A 13,837-nucleotide genomic window follows, 5' to 3' on the forward strand; every position below is an offset into this window, starting at 1 on the left:
CGTTAAACATTGAATTTTAAAATCATGAAAAAGACACTTATTTTTTTGTTGCTGGTAAGTATTCAATTTGTTAATAGTCAGGAACTGGCATTAGTTAAAAAGAGCTCCAAAATTGGATATCTTGCTAAAGACGGATCTTTTAAAATCGAACCGCAATATAAATCGGCCAGAAGTTTCTCTGAAGGATTAGCTGCTGTAGAAAATGGCGGAAAATGGGGTTTTATTGACACAAAAGGAACTTGGGTAATTCCAGCCGACTTCAAAGACGCGAAAGATTTTAACAACGGAATTGCGGTCGTGCAAAAAGATAAGGAATGGGTTTATATTAATACTAAAGGAGAAATTCAAAAAGCTCCTGCTTCTGAAAAAGTTTTTGATTTTAATAACGGTGTTGCCTTCATCAGACAAAACAATAAAGTCGGTTTGATCAACAATAAAATGACTGTTGTTCTGGAACCGAAATATGATCAGATCAAGCCTTTTGAAAATGGTTATGCCAGAGTAGAATTGAATAAAAACTGGGGAATCATTAATACCGAAGGAAAAGAGCTGGTTGAACCTGCTTATGCCGAAATCGGAAATTATTTTAAAGGAACAACCTGGGCCAGAAAAGATAAAACTTTCGGATTGGTAAGTGGCGGAAAATTCATTCCAGTTGATGGAGCTGAAAAAATTTGGGATTTTGAAACTCAGGATTTGACATTCGCTAAGAAAAATGGAAAAATTGGATACATCGATTTAAAAGGAAACTGGGCAATTCTTCCTATATATGATAAAGGAAAAGCTTTCTCTAAAAACCTGGCTCCCGTTTTAGTTGGAAAAAAATGGGGATTTATTAATCCGGAAGGAAAATTTGTAATTGAACCAACTTACAGCGATGCAGAAGTTTTCAGTACTAACGGATTAGCTCCGGTAAAAGAAAGCAATTGGGGTTTCATCAACGAATCTGGAAAACTGGTAATTCCAACGCAATACGGAATTACAACAAATGCTATTATCGCCATGTTTGTACAGCAGGATAAAGGATTTATTGATGGCGTTGCCCGAGTTAAAAACGAAGGAAAATGGGGATTTCTAAAACCTGACGGAACAGTTTTGGCTAACCAATGGTTTGAAAATGCTGAATTATTTTCAAAATCTGAAAAACCACATCCAGTTGCAGCTCCTTCCGAAGCCCCAAAACAAGAAACAAAAACAACCAAACCAGCTGCCAAATCGACACCGAAGCCAGCAGCTAAGAAAAAGAAATAAATTTCACTTATGAAGTGTGTATTAGTAACAGGCGGTTCAAGAGGAATCGGAAGTGCTATTTGTAAAAAACTAGCCGTAGAATCCGATTATCATATTCTGATTAATTACCATTCGAATCAAACAGCTGCCGAAGAAACATTACAAGAAATACAAAAATTAGGTGCAACAGGAGAAATTTTAGGTTTTGATGTTGCCAATTTTGAACAAGTACAAAACGTTCTTACACAATGGCAGGAAGCCAATCCTGACAAATTGGTTGAAGCAATTGTAAACAATGCCGGAATCACAAAAGATGGTCTTTTTATGTGGATGACACCGCAGGACTGGAACAGTGTAATGAATACAAGTGCAAACGGTTTTTTTAATGTAACGCAATTTTTTATTCAAAAAATGCTTCGTAACAAATACGGCCGAATTGTAAATATTGTTTCTGTTTCTGGAGTAAAAGGAACTGCAGGACAAACTAATTATTCAGCTGCAAAAGGCGCTATTGTTGCTGCTACAAAAGCATTGGCACAAGAAGTGGCAAAACGAAATATTACTGTAAATGCTGTAGCTCCAGGTTTTATTAGAACCGATATGACGAGTGAACTGGATGAAAAAGAATTACTGAAACTTATTCCTGTAAATCGTTTTGGCGAAGCCGAAGAAGTAGCAGATTTGGTAAGCTTTTTGATTTCTAAAAAAGCAAGTTATATTACAGGAGAAATTATCAATATTAACGGCGGAATATATTCTTAAAGAATACTATGTTTGCGAGATTATTTTAAGATTTTTAAACATAGAAAATTGCTCGCAAAGAAACAGAGTTGCAAAGTTTAAGCAAAAAGACTTAAAAAAACTTAGTGCCTTGGTGCCTTTGCTGCAAGATTAAAAAATTACACTTTAAGGATAAAAAATTACTTTTGAAAGACGATGAATAGAAGAGTTGTAATTACTGGAATGGGAATTTATTCTTGTATCGGAACTTCTTTAGACGAAGTAAAAGATTCGTTATACGAAGGAAAATCTGGTATTCAGTTTGATTCTGAACGTAAAGAATTTGGTTTTCAATCAGCCTTAACAGGAATGGTTCCGAAAGCTGATCTTAAAAATCTATTGACACGAAGACAGCGTATGAGTATCGGTGAAGAAACCGAGTACGCTTATATGGCAACTATCGAAGCATTGAAAAATGCGAATATCGACGATGCTTTTTTTGATGAGCGTGAAGTCGGTATTATGTATGGAAATGACAGCGTTTCTAAAGCTATTATTGACGCTACAGACATTGTCCGCGAGAAAAAAGATACGGCTTTAATTGGTTCTGGTGCGATTTTCAAGTCGATGAATTCTACGGTAACGATGAATCTTTCAACTATTTTTAAACTTAGAGGGATCAATTTAACGGTAAGTGCAGCTTGTGCAAGTGGTTCACATTCTATCGGATTAGCTTATTTTTTAATTAAAAGTGGTTTTCAGGATATCGTAATTACAGGCGGTGCTCAGGAAATTAATAAATATGCCATGAGCAGTTTTGATGGATTAGGTGTTTTTTCGAACAGAGAAAGTGATCCTGAAAAAGCGTCAAGACCTTTTGATGCTGGCCGTGACGGATTAATTCCAAGTGGTGGTGGCGCAACTTTAATTTTGGAAAGTTATGAATCTGCTATTGCACGTGGCGCCAACATTATTGCAGAAATCGGCGGTTACGGATTTTCATCAAACGGCGGACATATTTCTACACCAAACGTTGAAGGTCCAGCAACAGCAATGAAACGAGCATTAGATGATGCTAAACTAAACGCTTCAGATATTGAATACATAAATGCGCACGCAACCTCAACTCCTGTTGGTGACGCAAACGAAGCCAAAGCTATTTTTGAAGTCTTTGGAGAAAAAAATCCTTATGTGAGTTCTACTAAATCGATGACTGGCCATGAATGCTGGATGGCAGGAGCCAGCGAAATAATTTATTCTATCTTAATGATGCAGAACGATTTCATTGCGCCAAACATCAATCTCGAAAATCCAGACGAAGACGCTTTAAAATTAAATTTAGTTAAAGTTACGTTAAACAAAAAATTTGACATATTTTTGTCCAATTCTTTCGGTTTCGGAGGAACCAACTCTGCGTTGGTGGTTAAAAAGTTTAAATTGAACGATGAATAAAGAAGAGATTATAGCAAGAATAAATGGTTTTTTAGTTGATGAATTTGAAGTTGATAATGACGACATTGAACCAAATGCTAATTTAAAAGATACACTTGGGTTAGATAGTCTGGATTATGTAGACTTGGTTGTTTCAATTGAAGCAAACTTTGGTGTAAAACTAGTTGAAGCAGATTTTGTTGGAATTTCTGATTTTCAAAGCTTTTACGATCTTATCGAAACAAAAATAAAAGCCAAATCAGCTTAAATGAGTCAATGGGATGGCAAGTCCAAAGGAACTGTTTTAGGGTATAGAATATTCGTTTTTTTAATTAAAAAAGCGGGTGTTAAAGCAGCTTATGGCTTACTTTATTTTGTCGCTTCTTACTATTTTCTATTTTTAAGAAAAAGTAATAGGGCTATCTTTTATTATTTTAAAGAGAGGCTTCAATACTCCTGGTTCAAATCTAAAAAAATGGTTTTCAAAAGTTACTACACTTTTGGGCAAACCATTATTGATAAGATTTCGATTTCTGCCGGAATGCGAAATAAATTCACTTACGAATTTGATGGAATCGAAACACTCAAAAAACTTCTAGCCGAAAAAAAAGGCGGTGTTTTAATTAGCGCCCATGTGGGTAATTTTGAAATTGCCGAACACTTTTTAGGAGATATCGACCTTAACTTTCAGATCAATCTGGTTACGACAGATTTAGAACATTCGGCCATCAAGAATTACCTGGAAAGCGTTACACAAAAACCAACCGTAAAATTTATCATTATCAAAGAAGATCTATCTCATATTTTCGAGATTAATGCTGCTTTGGCCAATAATGAGTTGGTTTGTTTTACCGGTGATCGTTATTTTGAAGGAACCAAATCTCTGTCTGAAAATCTTTTAGGAAAAGAAGCCAACTTTCCCGCTGGACCGTTTTTAATTGCTTCAAGGTTAAAAGTGCCCGTTGTTTTTGTTTATGTAATGAAAGAACCAAATCTTCATTATCATTTATATGCCAGAGAAGCAACAGTAAAACACCGTGATGAAAAAGGTCTTCTTAAAGAATATGTAACCAGTGTAGAAAGCATTCTGCAGCAATATCCTTTACAATGGTTTAACTATTTTGACTTTTGGAACGATTTAAAGGCATAATTTTTTTCTCAGAATTATGACGGTTTCATTAATTATATAGTCAAAAAAGGACTTTTATTAAATCATTTTTCAATTGCATCTCCAAAAATTTAAAAGAATGCAATTTCTAAAAGCTGAGCGAGATTTTAGATCAATTAAACAAGAAAATTCGTTTAAATAAATTTACTTACTTTTGTCCGCAACCAAAGCAAATAAACCATAATGAAAAATGTTCTCGTTATTTATTATTCTCAATCAGGACAGTTAGAAACTATTGCAAAGCAAATTGCAAAACCGTTTTTGAATGACGAGAATATAAATGTAACTTTTCACGAAATCCAACTGGAGAAACCTTTTCCTTTTCCATGGAATAAGGATTCTTTTTTTGATGCTTTCCCAGAATCCTTTTTACAGATTCCGACCGCATTAAAACCAGTTCCTGAAGAAATTTTAAATACAAAATTTGATTTGGTTCTTTTCCATTATCAGGTTTGGTATTTATCGCCTTCAATTCCGATTAATTCGTTTTTAAAAAGCGAAGATGCCAAAAAAATCCTGAACAATACACCGGTTGTTACCATAAGCGGTTCAAGAAACATGTGGATTATGGCGCAGGAAAAAATCAAAACCTTGTTGAAAGAAGCAAATGCAGATTTGGTTGGAAACGTAGCTTTGGTTGATCGCGTTGGAAATTTAATCAGCGTAATAACGATTGTAGAATGGATGTTTTCTGGAGTAAAGAAAAAGTATTTAGGTATTTTTCCTTTACCAGGAGTTTCAGATAAAGATATTGAAGAATCAAGCCAGTTTGGAGAAATTATGCTGGATTCTTTTAGCAAGAATAATTTAAACGAGTTACAACCAAAATTAGTAAATGCGGGAGCTGTAAAAATAAGTTCCTATTTAGTGACTGTTGATAAAACGGCAAATAAGATTTTCAATAAGTGGTCAAACATCATTTATAAAAATCAAAAAAACCGAAAACAGCTGCTTAAAGTATTTAATGTTTATTTATTCCTTGCGATATGGTTAATTTCACCAATAGTGTATATATTGCACCTTATTACCTATCCGCTTAAGTTAAAATCTATAAAAAAGCAAACTCAATATTATCAGGGAGTTTAGAAGACGAAATTTAAATTATGTTTGAAGTATATATTACAAAAGCTGCAAAATATTTGCCCAACGAAGCTGTTTCTAACGATGAAATGGAAGCCTATTTAGGTCTTATCAACGATACTGCATCAAAAGCAAGACGTATTATTTTGCGCAATAATAAAATTACAAGCCGATATTACGCTGTTGACAAAACAGGAAAAAGTACACACAGTAATGCCGAATTAACTAGAAATGCTATTCTTCCATTATTTGACGAAAATTTCACACCACAGGATTTAGAAGTACTTTCGTGCGGAACCTCAACTCCTGACATTTTCCTTCCTTCGCATGCTGCGATGGTTCATGGTTTGTTAAAAAACAAATCCGTAGAATTAAATTCTTCTACCGGAGTTTGCTGTGCCGGAATGAACTCTCTAAAATTTGGTTTTCTTTCTGTAAGATCCGGAAATTCAAACAATGCTATCTGCACAGGATCTGAAAAAGTTTCAACTTGGCTGAATGCCCAAAAATACAATCACGAAGCGGAGAACTTAAAAAACTTAGAAGAACAGCCAATTATTGCGTTCAAAAAAGATTTCTTAAGATGGATGCTTTCTGACGGTGCCGGTGCCTTTTTATTAGAAAACAAACCAAGAGGACCAATCTCACTTAAAATCGAATGGATGGAAGCTTTTTCGTATGCTTACGAATTAGAGACTTGCATGTATGCGGGAGGTGACAAATTAGAAAACGGAGAAATCAAAGGCTGGAGCGATTATGCTCCGGAACAATGGTTAAACGAATCTGTTTTCTCCATTAAACAAGATGTAAAATTATTAGATGAATTTATCCTGTCAAAAGGTGCTGAAAGCATGAAAGACGCAATGGATAAAAACAACATCAAATCTGAAGATATTACTTATTTCATTCCTCACGTTTCTTCTAATTTCTTTGTTGAAGGATTAAAGAAAGGATTAAATGAAAAAGGAATTGGAATGAGCGATGAAAAATGGTTTATGAATCTTTCAAGAGTGGGTAATGTAGGTTCTGCCTCTATTTACCTTGCAGTGGAAGAATTATTGAATTCCGGAAAATTGAAAAAAGGAGATCATATTCTTTTATCGGTTCCGGAAAGTGGAAGATTTTCTTTCGCGTATGCGTATTTAACAGTTTGCTAATGGAAACAATGGCTTCTTTAGAAAAAGAAATGGTTGAAAATTTACTACCGCAAAAGTTCCCTTTTGTGATGGTCGATGCTATGTATTCTTATACCGAAACTTCTTTGGTTTCCGGTTTAAAAATTCAGCAAAATAATATTTTCGTAAACAATGAAATTTTTCTGGAAGCAGGTTTAATTGAACACATGGCGCAATCTGTAGCATTACATACGGGCTATCAATATTTTTTAAGAAACGAAACTGCTCCAACAGGTTATATCGGTTCTATTAAAGAAATTGAAATTAAAAAATTGCCTCAATTAAACGACAACATTCAGTCAGAAGTAACTATTTTACAAGAATTTGCCGGAATTACTTTGGTAAATATTGTAACGAAATTAAATAATGAAGAAATTGCAAACGGACAAATGAAAACCGTTTTAGCGAAATAATATATGATTTTGAAAACCGGAGTTGACATACAAAATTATTTACCGCACCGGGCGCCAATGCTTATGGTCGATCTGATTTTGGATATTGATGCCAACTTCGTAGAAACCATCTTTTTGATAAAAGAAGACAATATTTTTGTACAAAATAATGTTTTTATCGAAGCGGGTTTAATTGAAAATACGGCGCAAACCTGTTCATCTATTGTTGGAAAAAAATACTTTTTTGACGAAGACGGAACAGAAAATGAGAACGTAAATGTAATTGGATTTATAAGTGCCTTAAAAAATGTAAAAATTCATTCGCTTCCAAAAGTTGGCGATACTATAATTACCAAAGCAAATTTAGTTTCAAAATTCGCTGGCGATGATTACACTTTATGTACGATGAGCTGTCAAAGTTCTGTCGAAGACCAGGTACTCTTAGAATGCGAAATTAACTTGTTTATTCAAAAAACAGTTTCGGTTCCAGAATAATCAATTAGTAAAAATGGGCCAAAAAAAAATGCTTTATCATTTAGCAATTCGGATAGGAATTTTAATGTTGCTATTGATTGGTCTTTTTATATATGAAAAAGCAGACTTGATAGATCAAGTAGCTTTCTTTTTGAGCCAAACTTATTGTCTGTTTCTTCTATTAGAAATGATTTACTTTTTTGTCAAAAAAAACAAGAAATTAGGTTTGATAAATCTTGCTATTATAATTATAATCGAAATAATTCCAATATTGGTTTTATATCTATTATTAGTGTAATTTTTTAAAATAATACCGTCATGGAAAAAGATAAAGTACCACAAGATCAAAGCAACTTAACGAAAAACAACGTCAAAGAGCTTTTATATGCAACAGATGAAAATGGCAATTACACCACAACTCTAAGTACAGGATGGGAACCAAAAACTATTGCATTATCAAATTCTATTGACGAAATAAACGAGCGCATTGCCGATGCCAGACAACAGGTTTTGAATGGTGAAGTAAGCCCGATTGTATATTTTATGGAAGTCAACAAAATGGATCTTACTATTTTATCCAGTTATGTCGGTTTCTGGAAATGGCGTGTAAAGAGACATTTTAAACCTAGTGTTTTTGCAACATTAAACGATAAAATTTTGAAGAAATATGCCGACACTTTTGAAATTTCAATTGAAGAATTAAAAAACAGCATCACCAAATAAATGGAATTAACTTTCACACATCATCAGTCTGCTCATTGCGAGAATGGAGTAGCGTCGAATCTGCTAAAAAATAGCGGACTAAACATCAGCGAACCGATGGTTTTTGGTATTGGCTCAGGATTGTTCTTTGTATATCTGCCATTTATAAAAGTCAATTATGCACCGGCAATCAGTTACAGAACTTTGCCTGGACAGATTTTTAATAAAGTTGCCAATCGTTTACATTTAAAAATAAAAAGACAAAAATTTTCATCAGTATCCAATGCCAACAAAGCATTAGATGAAAATCTAAAAAATAATATTCCAACTGGATTACAAGTTGGGGTTTACAATTTAAGTTATTTCCCAGACGAATATCGTTTTCATTTCAATGCACACAATTTAGTCGTTTACGGAAAAACCGAAAAAGATTATTTAGTGAGCGATCCTGTAATGGAAACCGTTACGACTTTAACCCACGAAGAATTAGATAAAGTTCGTTTTGCCAAAGGAGCTTTTGCACCGCGCGGCCAAATGTATTATCCAATTCAGGTTCCAAAAGACGTTGATTTAAAAAGCGCCATTATTAAAGGAATAAAAAATACCTGCCGAGATATGCTGGCTCCAATGCCAATTGTAGGCGTTCGAGGCATCAAATTTGTTTCTAAGCAAATTAGAAAATGGCCGATAAAACACGGAACCAAAAAAGCCAATCATTATTTAGCGCAAATGGTTCGTATGCAGGAAGAAATTGGAACCGGAGGCGGTGGTTTCCGTTTTATTTATGCCGCATTTTTACAGGAAGCTTCGGTTATTTTAGGGAATGAAGAATTGAAGGAACTTTCTAAAGAAATGACAAAAATTGGCGATTCATGGCGAGATTTTGCCGTTGAAGCTTCCCGAATTTATAAAAACAGAAGTGCCAAAGAAGACGCTTACAACACTATTGCCGATGAACTTTTGGACATTGCTAATAGAGAAGAAATCTTTTTTAAAAAACTAAAAAAAGCCATCAGCTAAGATATTTTGCAATCCATAATTAAAATAGAATCCCTTTCGAAAAAGTACAAAGAAGCAGACCAATTTTCTTTGAACAACGTTTCGTTAGATATCAATGAAGGAGAAATTTTTGGTTTACTCGGCCCAAACGGCGCCGGAAAAACAACTTTAATTTCAATGCTCTGCGGATTGGTAAAACCTACTTCGGGACATTTTACAATTGATGGTTTAGACTATCAACATCATTCTTCAAAAATTAAAAAAATCATAGGTGTTGTTCCTCAGGAATATGCCTTATACCCTACTCTTACGGCAAGAGAAAATCTGCATTATTTTGGAAGTATGTACGGTTTAAAAGGCTCGGTTTTAAAAGATAAAGTAATCGAAACTTTAGATCTTTTAGGGCTTTTAAAATTTGCCGATAAACCGGTAGGAACTTTTTCTGGCGGTATGAAACGTCGTGTCAATTTAATTGCCGGAATTCTGCATCAGCCTAAAGTTTTATTCTTAGATGAACCAACCGTTGGTGTTGATGTGCAGTCCAAAAATGCCATTATAGATTATCTAAAAGTGTTGAATCAAAACGGCACCTCTATTATTTATACTTCACATCATTTGGCTGAAGCCGAAGATTTCTGCAGCACGATTGCGATCATTGACAGAGGCCAGATTTATACTAAAGGAACGCCTTCAACTTTAATCAATTCTGTTGAAGATGCCCGAAATCTCGAAGACGTTTTTATTTCATTAACTGGTAAAGACTTGAGAGATGCTATATAAAATTTGGATGTCGATCGTAAAAGAATTTTTACTGCTTAAACGCGATTTAGGCGGACTGATTATTCTGTTTATAATGCCTTTGGTTTTGGTCATTACAGTTACGTTAATTCAGGACAGCACTTTTAAAACCGTAAGCGATTCTAAAATTCCGATTTTATTGGTGGATAACGATAAAGGTTCGGTTTCAAAAACTGTTTTTGAGAATTTAGAAAAAAGCAATTTGTTCAGCGTTGTAACGCAGATTGACAATAAAACGATTAGTGAAGAAGTTGCCCGAGAAAATGTTTTCAAAGGGAAATTTCAATTGGCAATTATAATTCCACAAAATTTAAGTTCTGATTTACAAGCCAAAGTAGATCAAAACGTCGAAAAAATTGTCAGCAGTTTAGGCATGACTGACAGTACTGCAACCGAACCGCAGCGAATAATAAAAGAAAAAGAAGTAAAACTGTATTTTGATCCTGCGGTGCAGATGAGTTTCAAAAATGCAGTCATGAGTTCGATTGATAAAATGATTTCACAAATCGAAACCAAATCGATTTACACCACTTTCGAAAAACAATTAGGCGAAGGAAGTACCGATTTTGAACAGAAAAGCTTTATTTCTTTTAAAGAGATCATTCCGAAAATTAACAATAAAGAAGTTCATCCTAATTCGGTGCAGCATAATGTTCCGGCTTGGACACTTTTTGCGATATTTTTTATTGTAATTCCGTTATCAATTAATATTGTAAAAGAAAAATCACAGGGAACTTTCGTTCGATTAAGAACCAATCCCGTTTCTAGTTTAGTCGTGATTATTGGTAAAACGATCACATATTCGGTCATTTGTATGATTCAGTTTTATATGATGGTTGCCGTTGCAGTATTTCTATTTCCATCCATCGGACTGCCGTCTTTAAATATCGAAGGGCATTTAGCCTTAATGAGTGTCGTGGCGCTATTTTCAGGTTTCGCTGCAATCGGGTTCGGAATTTTATTGGGAACAATTGCAAGCACGCAGGAACAATCGGCTCCGTTTGGTGCAACAAGTGTGATCATTTTAGCAGCAATTGGCGGCATCTGGGTTCCGGTTTTTGCCATGCCAAAAATCATGCAGATTATTGCCAAATCATCTCCTATGAACTGGGGATTGGATGCTTTTTATGACGTTCTTTTACGCAACGTTTCTTTCCTGGAAATTATTCCAAAAATAAGTTTATTATTTTTGTTTTTCATTCTCACTACAGCCATCGCATTATTTTATGATAAAAAGAAAAGAGCAGTTTAAAGAAGCTACAAGCCTTACCGTTACTCACGAAATCAGAATTCGTTTTAACGAAACTGATCCGCTTGGAATCGTTTGGCACGGAAACTATATTACCTATTTTGAAGATGGACGTGAAGCTTTTGGACGTGAACACGGATTAACTTATCTGGATATTGCCAAAACTGGTTATACCACACCAATTGTAAAATCGACCTGCGAACATAAATTGTCTTTACGTTACGGCGATGTGGTCACAATTGAAACAACTGTTGTCGACACTCCAGCTGCCAAAATGATTTACCGTTTTAAAATTATTGATGACAAAGGAGAAGTAGCCTGCACTGGCGAAACGACTCAGGTTTTTTTAGATGCAGCAGGAAATTTAATGCTGACGAATCCGCCTTTTTATGAAGAGTGGAAACGAAAAGTTGGCTTATTAAAATAAAACACGAATTGCACAAATTAACGCGAATTAAAAAATAATAGAATCTGTGTAAATCTGCTTAATCTGTAAAATCTGCGAGCCATTTTTTCAGACAAAGCTTTTAAAATAAATACCTACAAGGTTTTGAAAACCTTGCAGGAGAAAATGAGAATCATAAAATGTTAAGAGAAATATACATCACAGAAACAAATTGCATTACACCTCTGGGTTTTGATGTCGAATCAAATGTTGAAGCGATTCTTCGCGGCGATTCTGGCATTCAGCTTCATAGTGACATTTCTTTAATGCCCAATTCATTTTATGCTTCGATTATTCATGACGAAAAAATAAACAGTGCTTTTGCAAAAATCAGCACTGAAACCAAATATTCTCGTTTAGAGAAAATGATGATTTTGGCTTTAGAGCCAATTATCAAAAACTCAGGAATTGAATTAAATTCAAAAACAGCTTTTATACTTTCTACCACAAAAGGAAATGTTACGGCTTTAGCAAATGATTCTGAAGAAAGTTTCAACAACGCACATTTAGATGTTTTAGCAAAAAACGTTGCCGATTTCTTTGGATTCAAAACACAGCCAATTGTAGTTTCAAATGCCTGTGTTTCCGGAATTTTAGCAGTTTCCATTGCTAAAAGAATGATTCAGTCTGAACTTTACCACAACATTTTTGTAGTGGCAGGCGACGAAGTTTCAGAATTTGTTTTATCTGGATTTAATGCTTTCCAAGCGATGAGCGAACTGCCTTGCAAACCGTATTCTAAAAAAAGAACCGGGGTAAGTTTAGGCGAAGCGACAGCAGTGGTTTTAGTTTCGGCGGAAGCCAAAAACGCTAAAATAAAAGTGATTGGAGATAGTTCCATAAACGATGCGAATCATATTTCGGGTCCATCAAGAACAGGTGAAGGTTTGTTCAGAAGTATTCAGAATGCTTTAAAAGAAGCTCAAATCGAAGCCAACAAATTAGATTATATTTCAGCACACGGAACCGCAACTCCGTTTAATGACGAAATGGAAGCGATTGCTTTAAATCGTTTAGGCTTGCAAAATGTTCCTGTAAATAGTTTGAAAGGTTTTTACGGTCATACCTTAGGCGCTTCGGGATTGTTGGAAACGGTAATTGCGATTGAATCAGCGAATCGAAATACACTTTTTGAATCAAAAGGTTTTGATGAAATTGGAGTTAGTGAAAAGGTAAATGTTATTGAGAAAAATGAAGAGGCGACTATTGAGTATTTTTTGAAAACGGCTTCTGGGTTTGGAGGTTGTAATACGGCTGTGGTTTTTGAAAAAGTGAAATAACATGAAACTATCAAAATTCATATTTGTAACTCTAGTTCTTATTTCATCTTTTGGATGTAAAAAGAAAGAAGTGTCTGAATCTGATTTTGAAAAACATGTTTTAAAGAATGTCTTTGTAGAAATTGTAGATTCTATTTATATGGATAGGAGAATTGTTTCTCCACCACCAATGCCAAAAAGAGATTTTGAAACCAATAAAGAAGATACTATTGGATATCATAAAAAATTAAAAGAATATTGGCATTATCGAGATAGCATCAAAAACGATAACGCCAGAATATTACTTGGTGTTTATGATACAATAACAAAAATAAGTTCTCTGGAAACAGAAATGATTCAAAAAAAAATTAATCTTTCAAGTTATAAATACGATACTTTAAAAGAAACCGAAGAATATACATTTGACTTAAAGCCTTTTAAAAACAACAAAAAGTTTCATTTTGAAAAGGCTTCCAAATATTCTAATGAAAAATATTGGAACTTAAACGACATAAGTAATTCTGTGATACCTGTTGGAACTATTTTTATATCTAGAATTCAATTTGACAAAACAAAAAAATCAGGAATTTTATCAGTTGGTGCTTCATGTGGTGGTGGAAAATGCGGAAGAGGTTTTCTTGTTTTAATAGAAAACAAGGCAGGGAAATGGAAAGTAAATAAAATTATTCATCTTTGGGATTCATAACTTGAATCC

The 13,837-nt window shown here is 34.3% G+C and carries 16 protein-coding genes; all 16 read left to right on the forward strand.

Going from position 1 to position 13,837, the window contains the following annotated elements:
• The first annotated feature begins 24 nt into the window (after positions 1 to 24).
• The 16 genes from ACFS3A_RS26155 to ACFS3A_RS26230 all read left to right on the forward strand — a co-directional run bounded on the left by ACFS3A_RS26155 (position 25) and on the right by ACFS3A_RS26230 (position 13,828).
• A complete protein-coding gene (locus ACFS3A_RS26155; RefSeq protein WP_379828596.1) occupies positions 25 to 1,251 on the forward strand; it encodes a WG repeat-containing protein in 1,227 nt (408 codons plus the stop codon).
• A gap of 9 nt (positions 1,252 to 1,260) precedes the next feature.
• Positions 1,261 to 1,992, forward strand: coding sequence for a 3-oxoacyl-ACP reductase FabG (gene fabG / locus ACFS3A_RS26160; RefSeq protein ID WP_379828598.1), 732 nt, complete (start codon positions 1,261 to 1,263; stop codon positions 1,990 to 1,992).
• Between the two features lie 174 nt (positions 1,993 to 2,166).
• The gene (locus ACFS3A_RS26165) at positions 2,167 to 3,402 is read left to right on the forward strand and encodes a beta-ketoacyl-[acyl-carrier-protein] synthase family protein (RefSeq protein ID WP_379828600.1); all 1,236 of its coding nucleotides are present in this window, start codon (positions 2,167 to 2,169) and stop codon (positions 3,400 to 3,402) included.
• A complete protein-coding gene (locus ACFS3A_RS26170) occupies positions 3,395 to 3,649 on the forward strand; it encodes an acyl carrier protein (RefSeq protein WP_095952768.1) in 255 nt (84 codons plus the stop codon). The genes ACFS3A_RS26165 and ACFS3A_RS26170 overlap by 8 nt, the downstream gene beginning before the upstream one ends.
• Entirely contained in the window at positions 3,650 to 4,531 is an 882-nt protein-coding gene (locus tag ACFS3A_RS26175) for an LpxL/LpxP family acyltransferase (RefSeq protein WP_379828602.1), read from the forward strand.
• A gap of 201 nt (positions 4,532 to 4,732) precedes the next feature.
• On the forward strand, positions 4,733 to 5,635 hold the full coding sequence (locus ACFS3A_RS26180; RefSeq protein WP_379828604.1) for a dialkylrecorsinol condensing enzyme DarA: 903 nt from the start codon (positions 4,733 to 4,735) through the stop codon (positions 5,633 to 5,635).
• 17 nt (positions 5,636 to 5,652) lie between these two features.
• Complete coding sequence (locus tag ACFS3A_RS26185) at positions 5,653 to 6,786, forward strand: beta-ketoacyl-ACP synthase III (protein WP_379828605.1); 1,134 nt, start codon at positions 5,653 to 5,655, stop codon at positions 6,784 to 6,786.
• Entirely contained in the window at positions 6,786 to 7,217 is a 432-nt protein-coding gene (locus ACFS3A_RS26190) for a hypothetical protein (protein ID WP_379828607.1), read from the forward strand. The genes ACFS3A_RS26185 and ACFS3A_RS26190 overlap by 1 nt, the downstream gene beginning before the upstream one ends.
• Before the next feature lie 3 nt (positions 7,218 to 7,220).
• Positions 7,221 to 7,691: an ABC transporter permease gene (locus ACFS3A_RS26195; protein ID WP_379828609.1), complete on the forward strand. Its 471-nt coding sequence runs from the start codon at positions 7,221 to 7,223 to the stop codon at positions 7,689 to 7,691.
• A gap of 297 nt (positions 7,692 to 7,988) precedes the next feature.
• Positions 7,989 to 8,393 carry a hypothetical protein gene (locus ACFS3A_RS26200; RefSeq protein ID WP_379828611.1) on the forward strand — a complete coding sequence of 135 codons (405 nt, stop codon included), beginning with the start codon at positions 7,989 to 7,991 and terminating at the stop codon, positions 8,391 to 8,393.
• Positions 8,394 to 9,392, forward strand: a complete 999-nt coding sequence (locus ACFS3A_RS26205) for a BtrH N-terminal domain-containing protein (RefSeq protein WP_379828612.1) — start codon at positions 8,394 to 8,396, stop codon at positions 9,390 to 9,392.
• 6 nt (positions 9,393 to 9,398) lie between these two features.
• Positions 9,399 to 10,151 carry an ABC transporter ATP-binding protein gene (locus ACFS3A_RS26210; RefSeq protein WP_379828614.1) on the forward strand — a complete coding sequence of 251 codons (753 nt, stop codon included), beginning with the start codon at positions 9,399 to 9,401 and terminating at the stop codon, positions 10,149 to 10,151.
• The gene (locus tag ACFS3A_RS26215) at positions 10,141 to 11,421 is read left to right on the forward strand and encodes an ABC transporter permease (RefSeq protein WP_379828615.1); all 1,281 of its coding nucleotides are present in this window, start codon (positions 10,141 to 10,143) and stop codon (positions 11,419 to 11,421) included. The genes ACFS3A_RS26210 and ACFS3A_RS26215 overlap by 11 nt, the downstream gene beginning before the upstream one ends.
• Positions 11,396 to 11,845 carry an acyl-CoA thioesterase gene (locus ACFS3A_RS26220; protein ID WP_379828617.1) on the forward strand — a complete coding sequence of 150 codons (450 nt, stop codon included), beginning with the start codon at positions 11,396 to 11,398 and terminating at the stop codon, positions 11,843 to 11,845. Before ACFS3A_RS26215 ends, ACFS3A_RS26220 begins: the two co-directional genes overlap by 26 nt.
• Positions 11,846 to 12,003: 158 nt before the next feature.
• Complete coding sequence (locus ACFS3A_RS26225; protein ID WP_379828619.1) at positions 12,004 to 13,143, forward strand: beta-ketoacyl-[acyl-carrier-protein] synthase family protein; 1,140 nt, start codon at positions 12,004 to 12,006, stop codon at positions 13,141 to 13,143.
• A 1-nt stretch (position 13,144) separates the two neighbouring features.
• The gene (locus ACFS3A_RS26230) at positions 13,145 to 13,828 is read left to right on the forward strand and encodes a hypothetical protein (protein ID WP_379828621.1); all 684 of its coding nucleotides are present in this window, start codon (positions 13,145 to 13,147) and stop codon (positions 13,826 to 13,828) included.
• The last annotated feature ends 9 nt before the right edge of the window (positions 13,829 to 13,837 follow it).

This window comes from Flavobacterium notoginsengisoli (assembly GCF_042686225.1).
Classification (GTDB): Bacteria; Bacteroidota; Bacteroidia; order Flavobacteriales; family Flavobacteriaceae; genus Flavobacterium; species Flavobacterium notoginsengisoli.

Excerpts from the sequence above, each read along its gene's own strand:
- ACFS3A_RS26215 (WP_379828615.1), top strand. The coding sequence starts at position 10,141 with ATGCTATATAAAATTTGGATGTCGATCGTAAAAGAATTTTTACTGCTT.
- ACFS3A_RS26205 (WP_379828612.1), top strand. The coding sequence starts at position 8,394 with ATGGAATTAACTTTCACACATCATCAGTCTGCTCATTGCGAGAATGGA.
- ACFS3A_RS26165 (WP_379828600.1), top strand. The coding sequence starts at position 2,167 with ATGAATAGAAGAGTTGTAATTACTGGAATGGGAATTTATTCTTGTATC.
- ACFS3A_RS26155 (WP_379828596.1), top strand. The coding sequence starts at position 25 with ATGAAAAAGACACTTATTTTTTTGTTGCTGGTAAGTATTCAATTTGTT.
- ACFS3A_RS26170 (WP_095952768.1), top strand. The coding sequence starts at position 3,395 with ATGAATAAAGAAGAGATTATAGCAAGAATAAATGGTTTTTTAGTTGAT.
- ACFS3A_RS26200 (WP_379828611.1), top strand. The coding sequence starts at position 7,989 with ATGGAAAAAGATAAAGTACCACAAGATCAAAGCAACTTAACGAAAAAC.
- fabG (WP_379828598.1), top strand. The coding sequence starts at position 1,261 with ATGAAGTGTGTATTAGTAACAGGCGGTTCAAGAGGAATCGGAAGTGCT.
- ACFS3A_RS26180 (WP_379828604.1), top strand. The coding sequence starts at position 4,733 with ATGAAAAATGTTCTCGTTATTTATTATTCTCAATCAGGACAGTTAGAA.
- ACFS3A_RS26230 (WP_379828621.1), top strand. The coding sequence starts at position 13,145 with ATGAAACTATCAAAATTCATATTTGTAACTCTAGTTCTTATTTCATCT.
- ACFS3A_RS26225 (WP_379828619.1), top strand. The coding sequence starts at position 12,004 with ATGTTAAGAGAAATATACATCACAGAAACAAATTGCATTACACCTCTG.
- ACFS3A_RS26185 (WP_379828605.1), top strand. The coding sequence starts at position 5,653 with ATGTTTGAAGTATATATTACAAAAGCTGCAAAATATTTGCCCAACGAA.
- ACFS3A_RS26220 (WP_379828617.1), top strand. The coding sequence starts at position 11,396 with ATGATAAAAAGAAAAGAGCAGTTTAAAGAAGCTACAAGCCTTACCGTT.
- ACFS3A_RS26175 (WP_379828602.1), top strand. The coding sequence starts at position 3,650 with ATGAGTCAATGGGATGGCAAGTCCAAAGGAACTGTTTTAGGGTATAGA.
- ACFS3A_RS26190 (WP_379828607.1), top strand. The coding sequence starts at position 6,786 with ATGGAAACAATGGCTTCTTTAGAAAAAGAAATGGTTGAAAATTTACTA.
- ACFS3A_RS26195 (WP_379828609.1), top strand. The coding sequence starts at position 7,221 with ATGATTTTGAAAACCGGAGTTGACATACAAAATTATTTACCGCACCGG.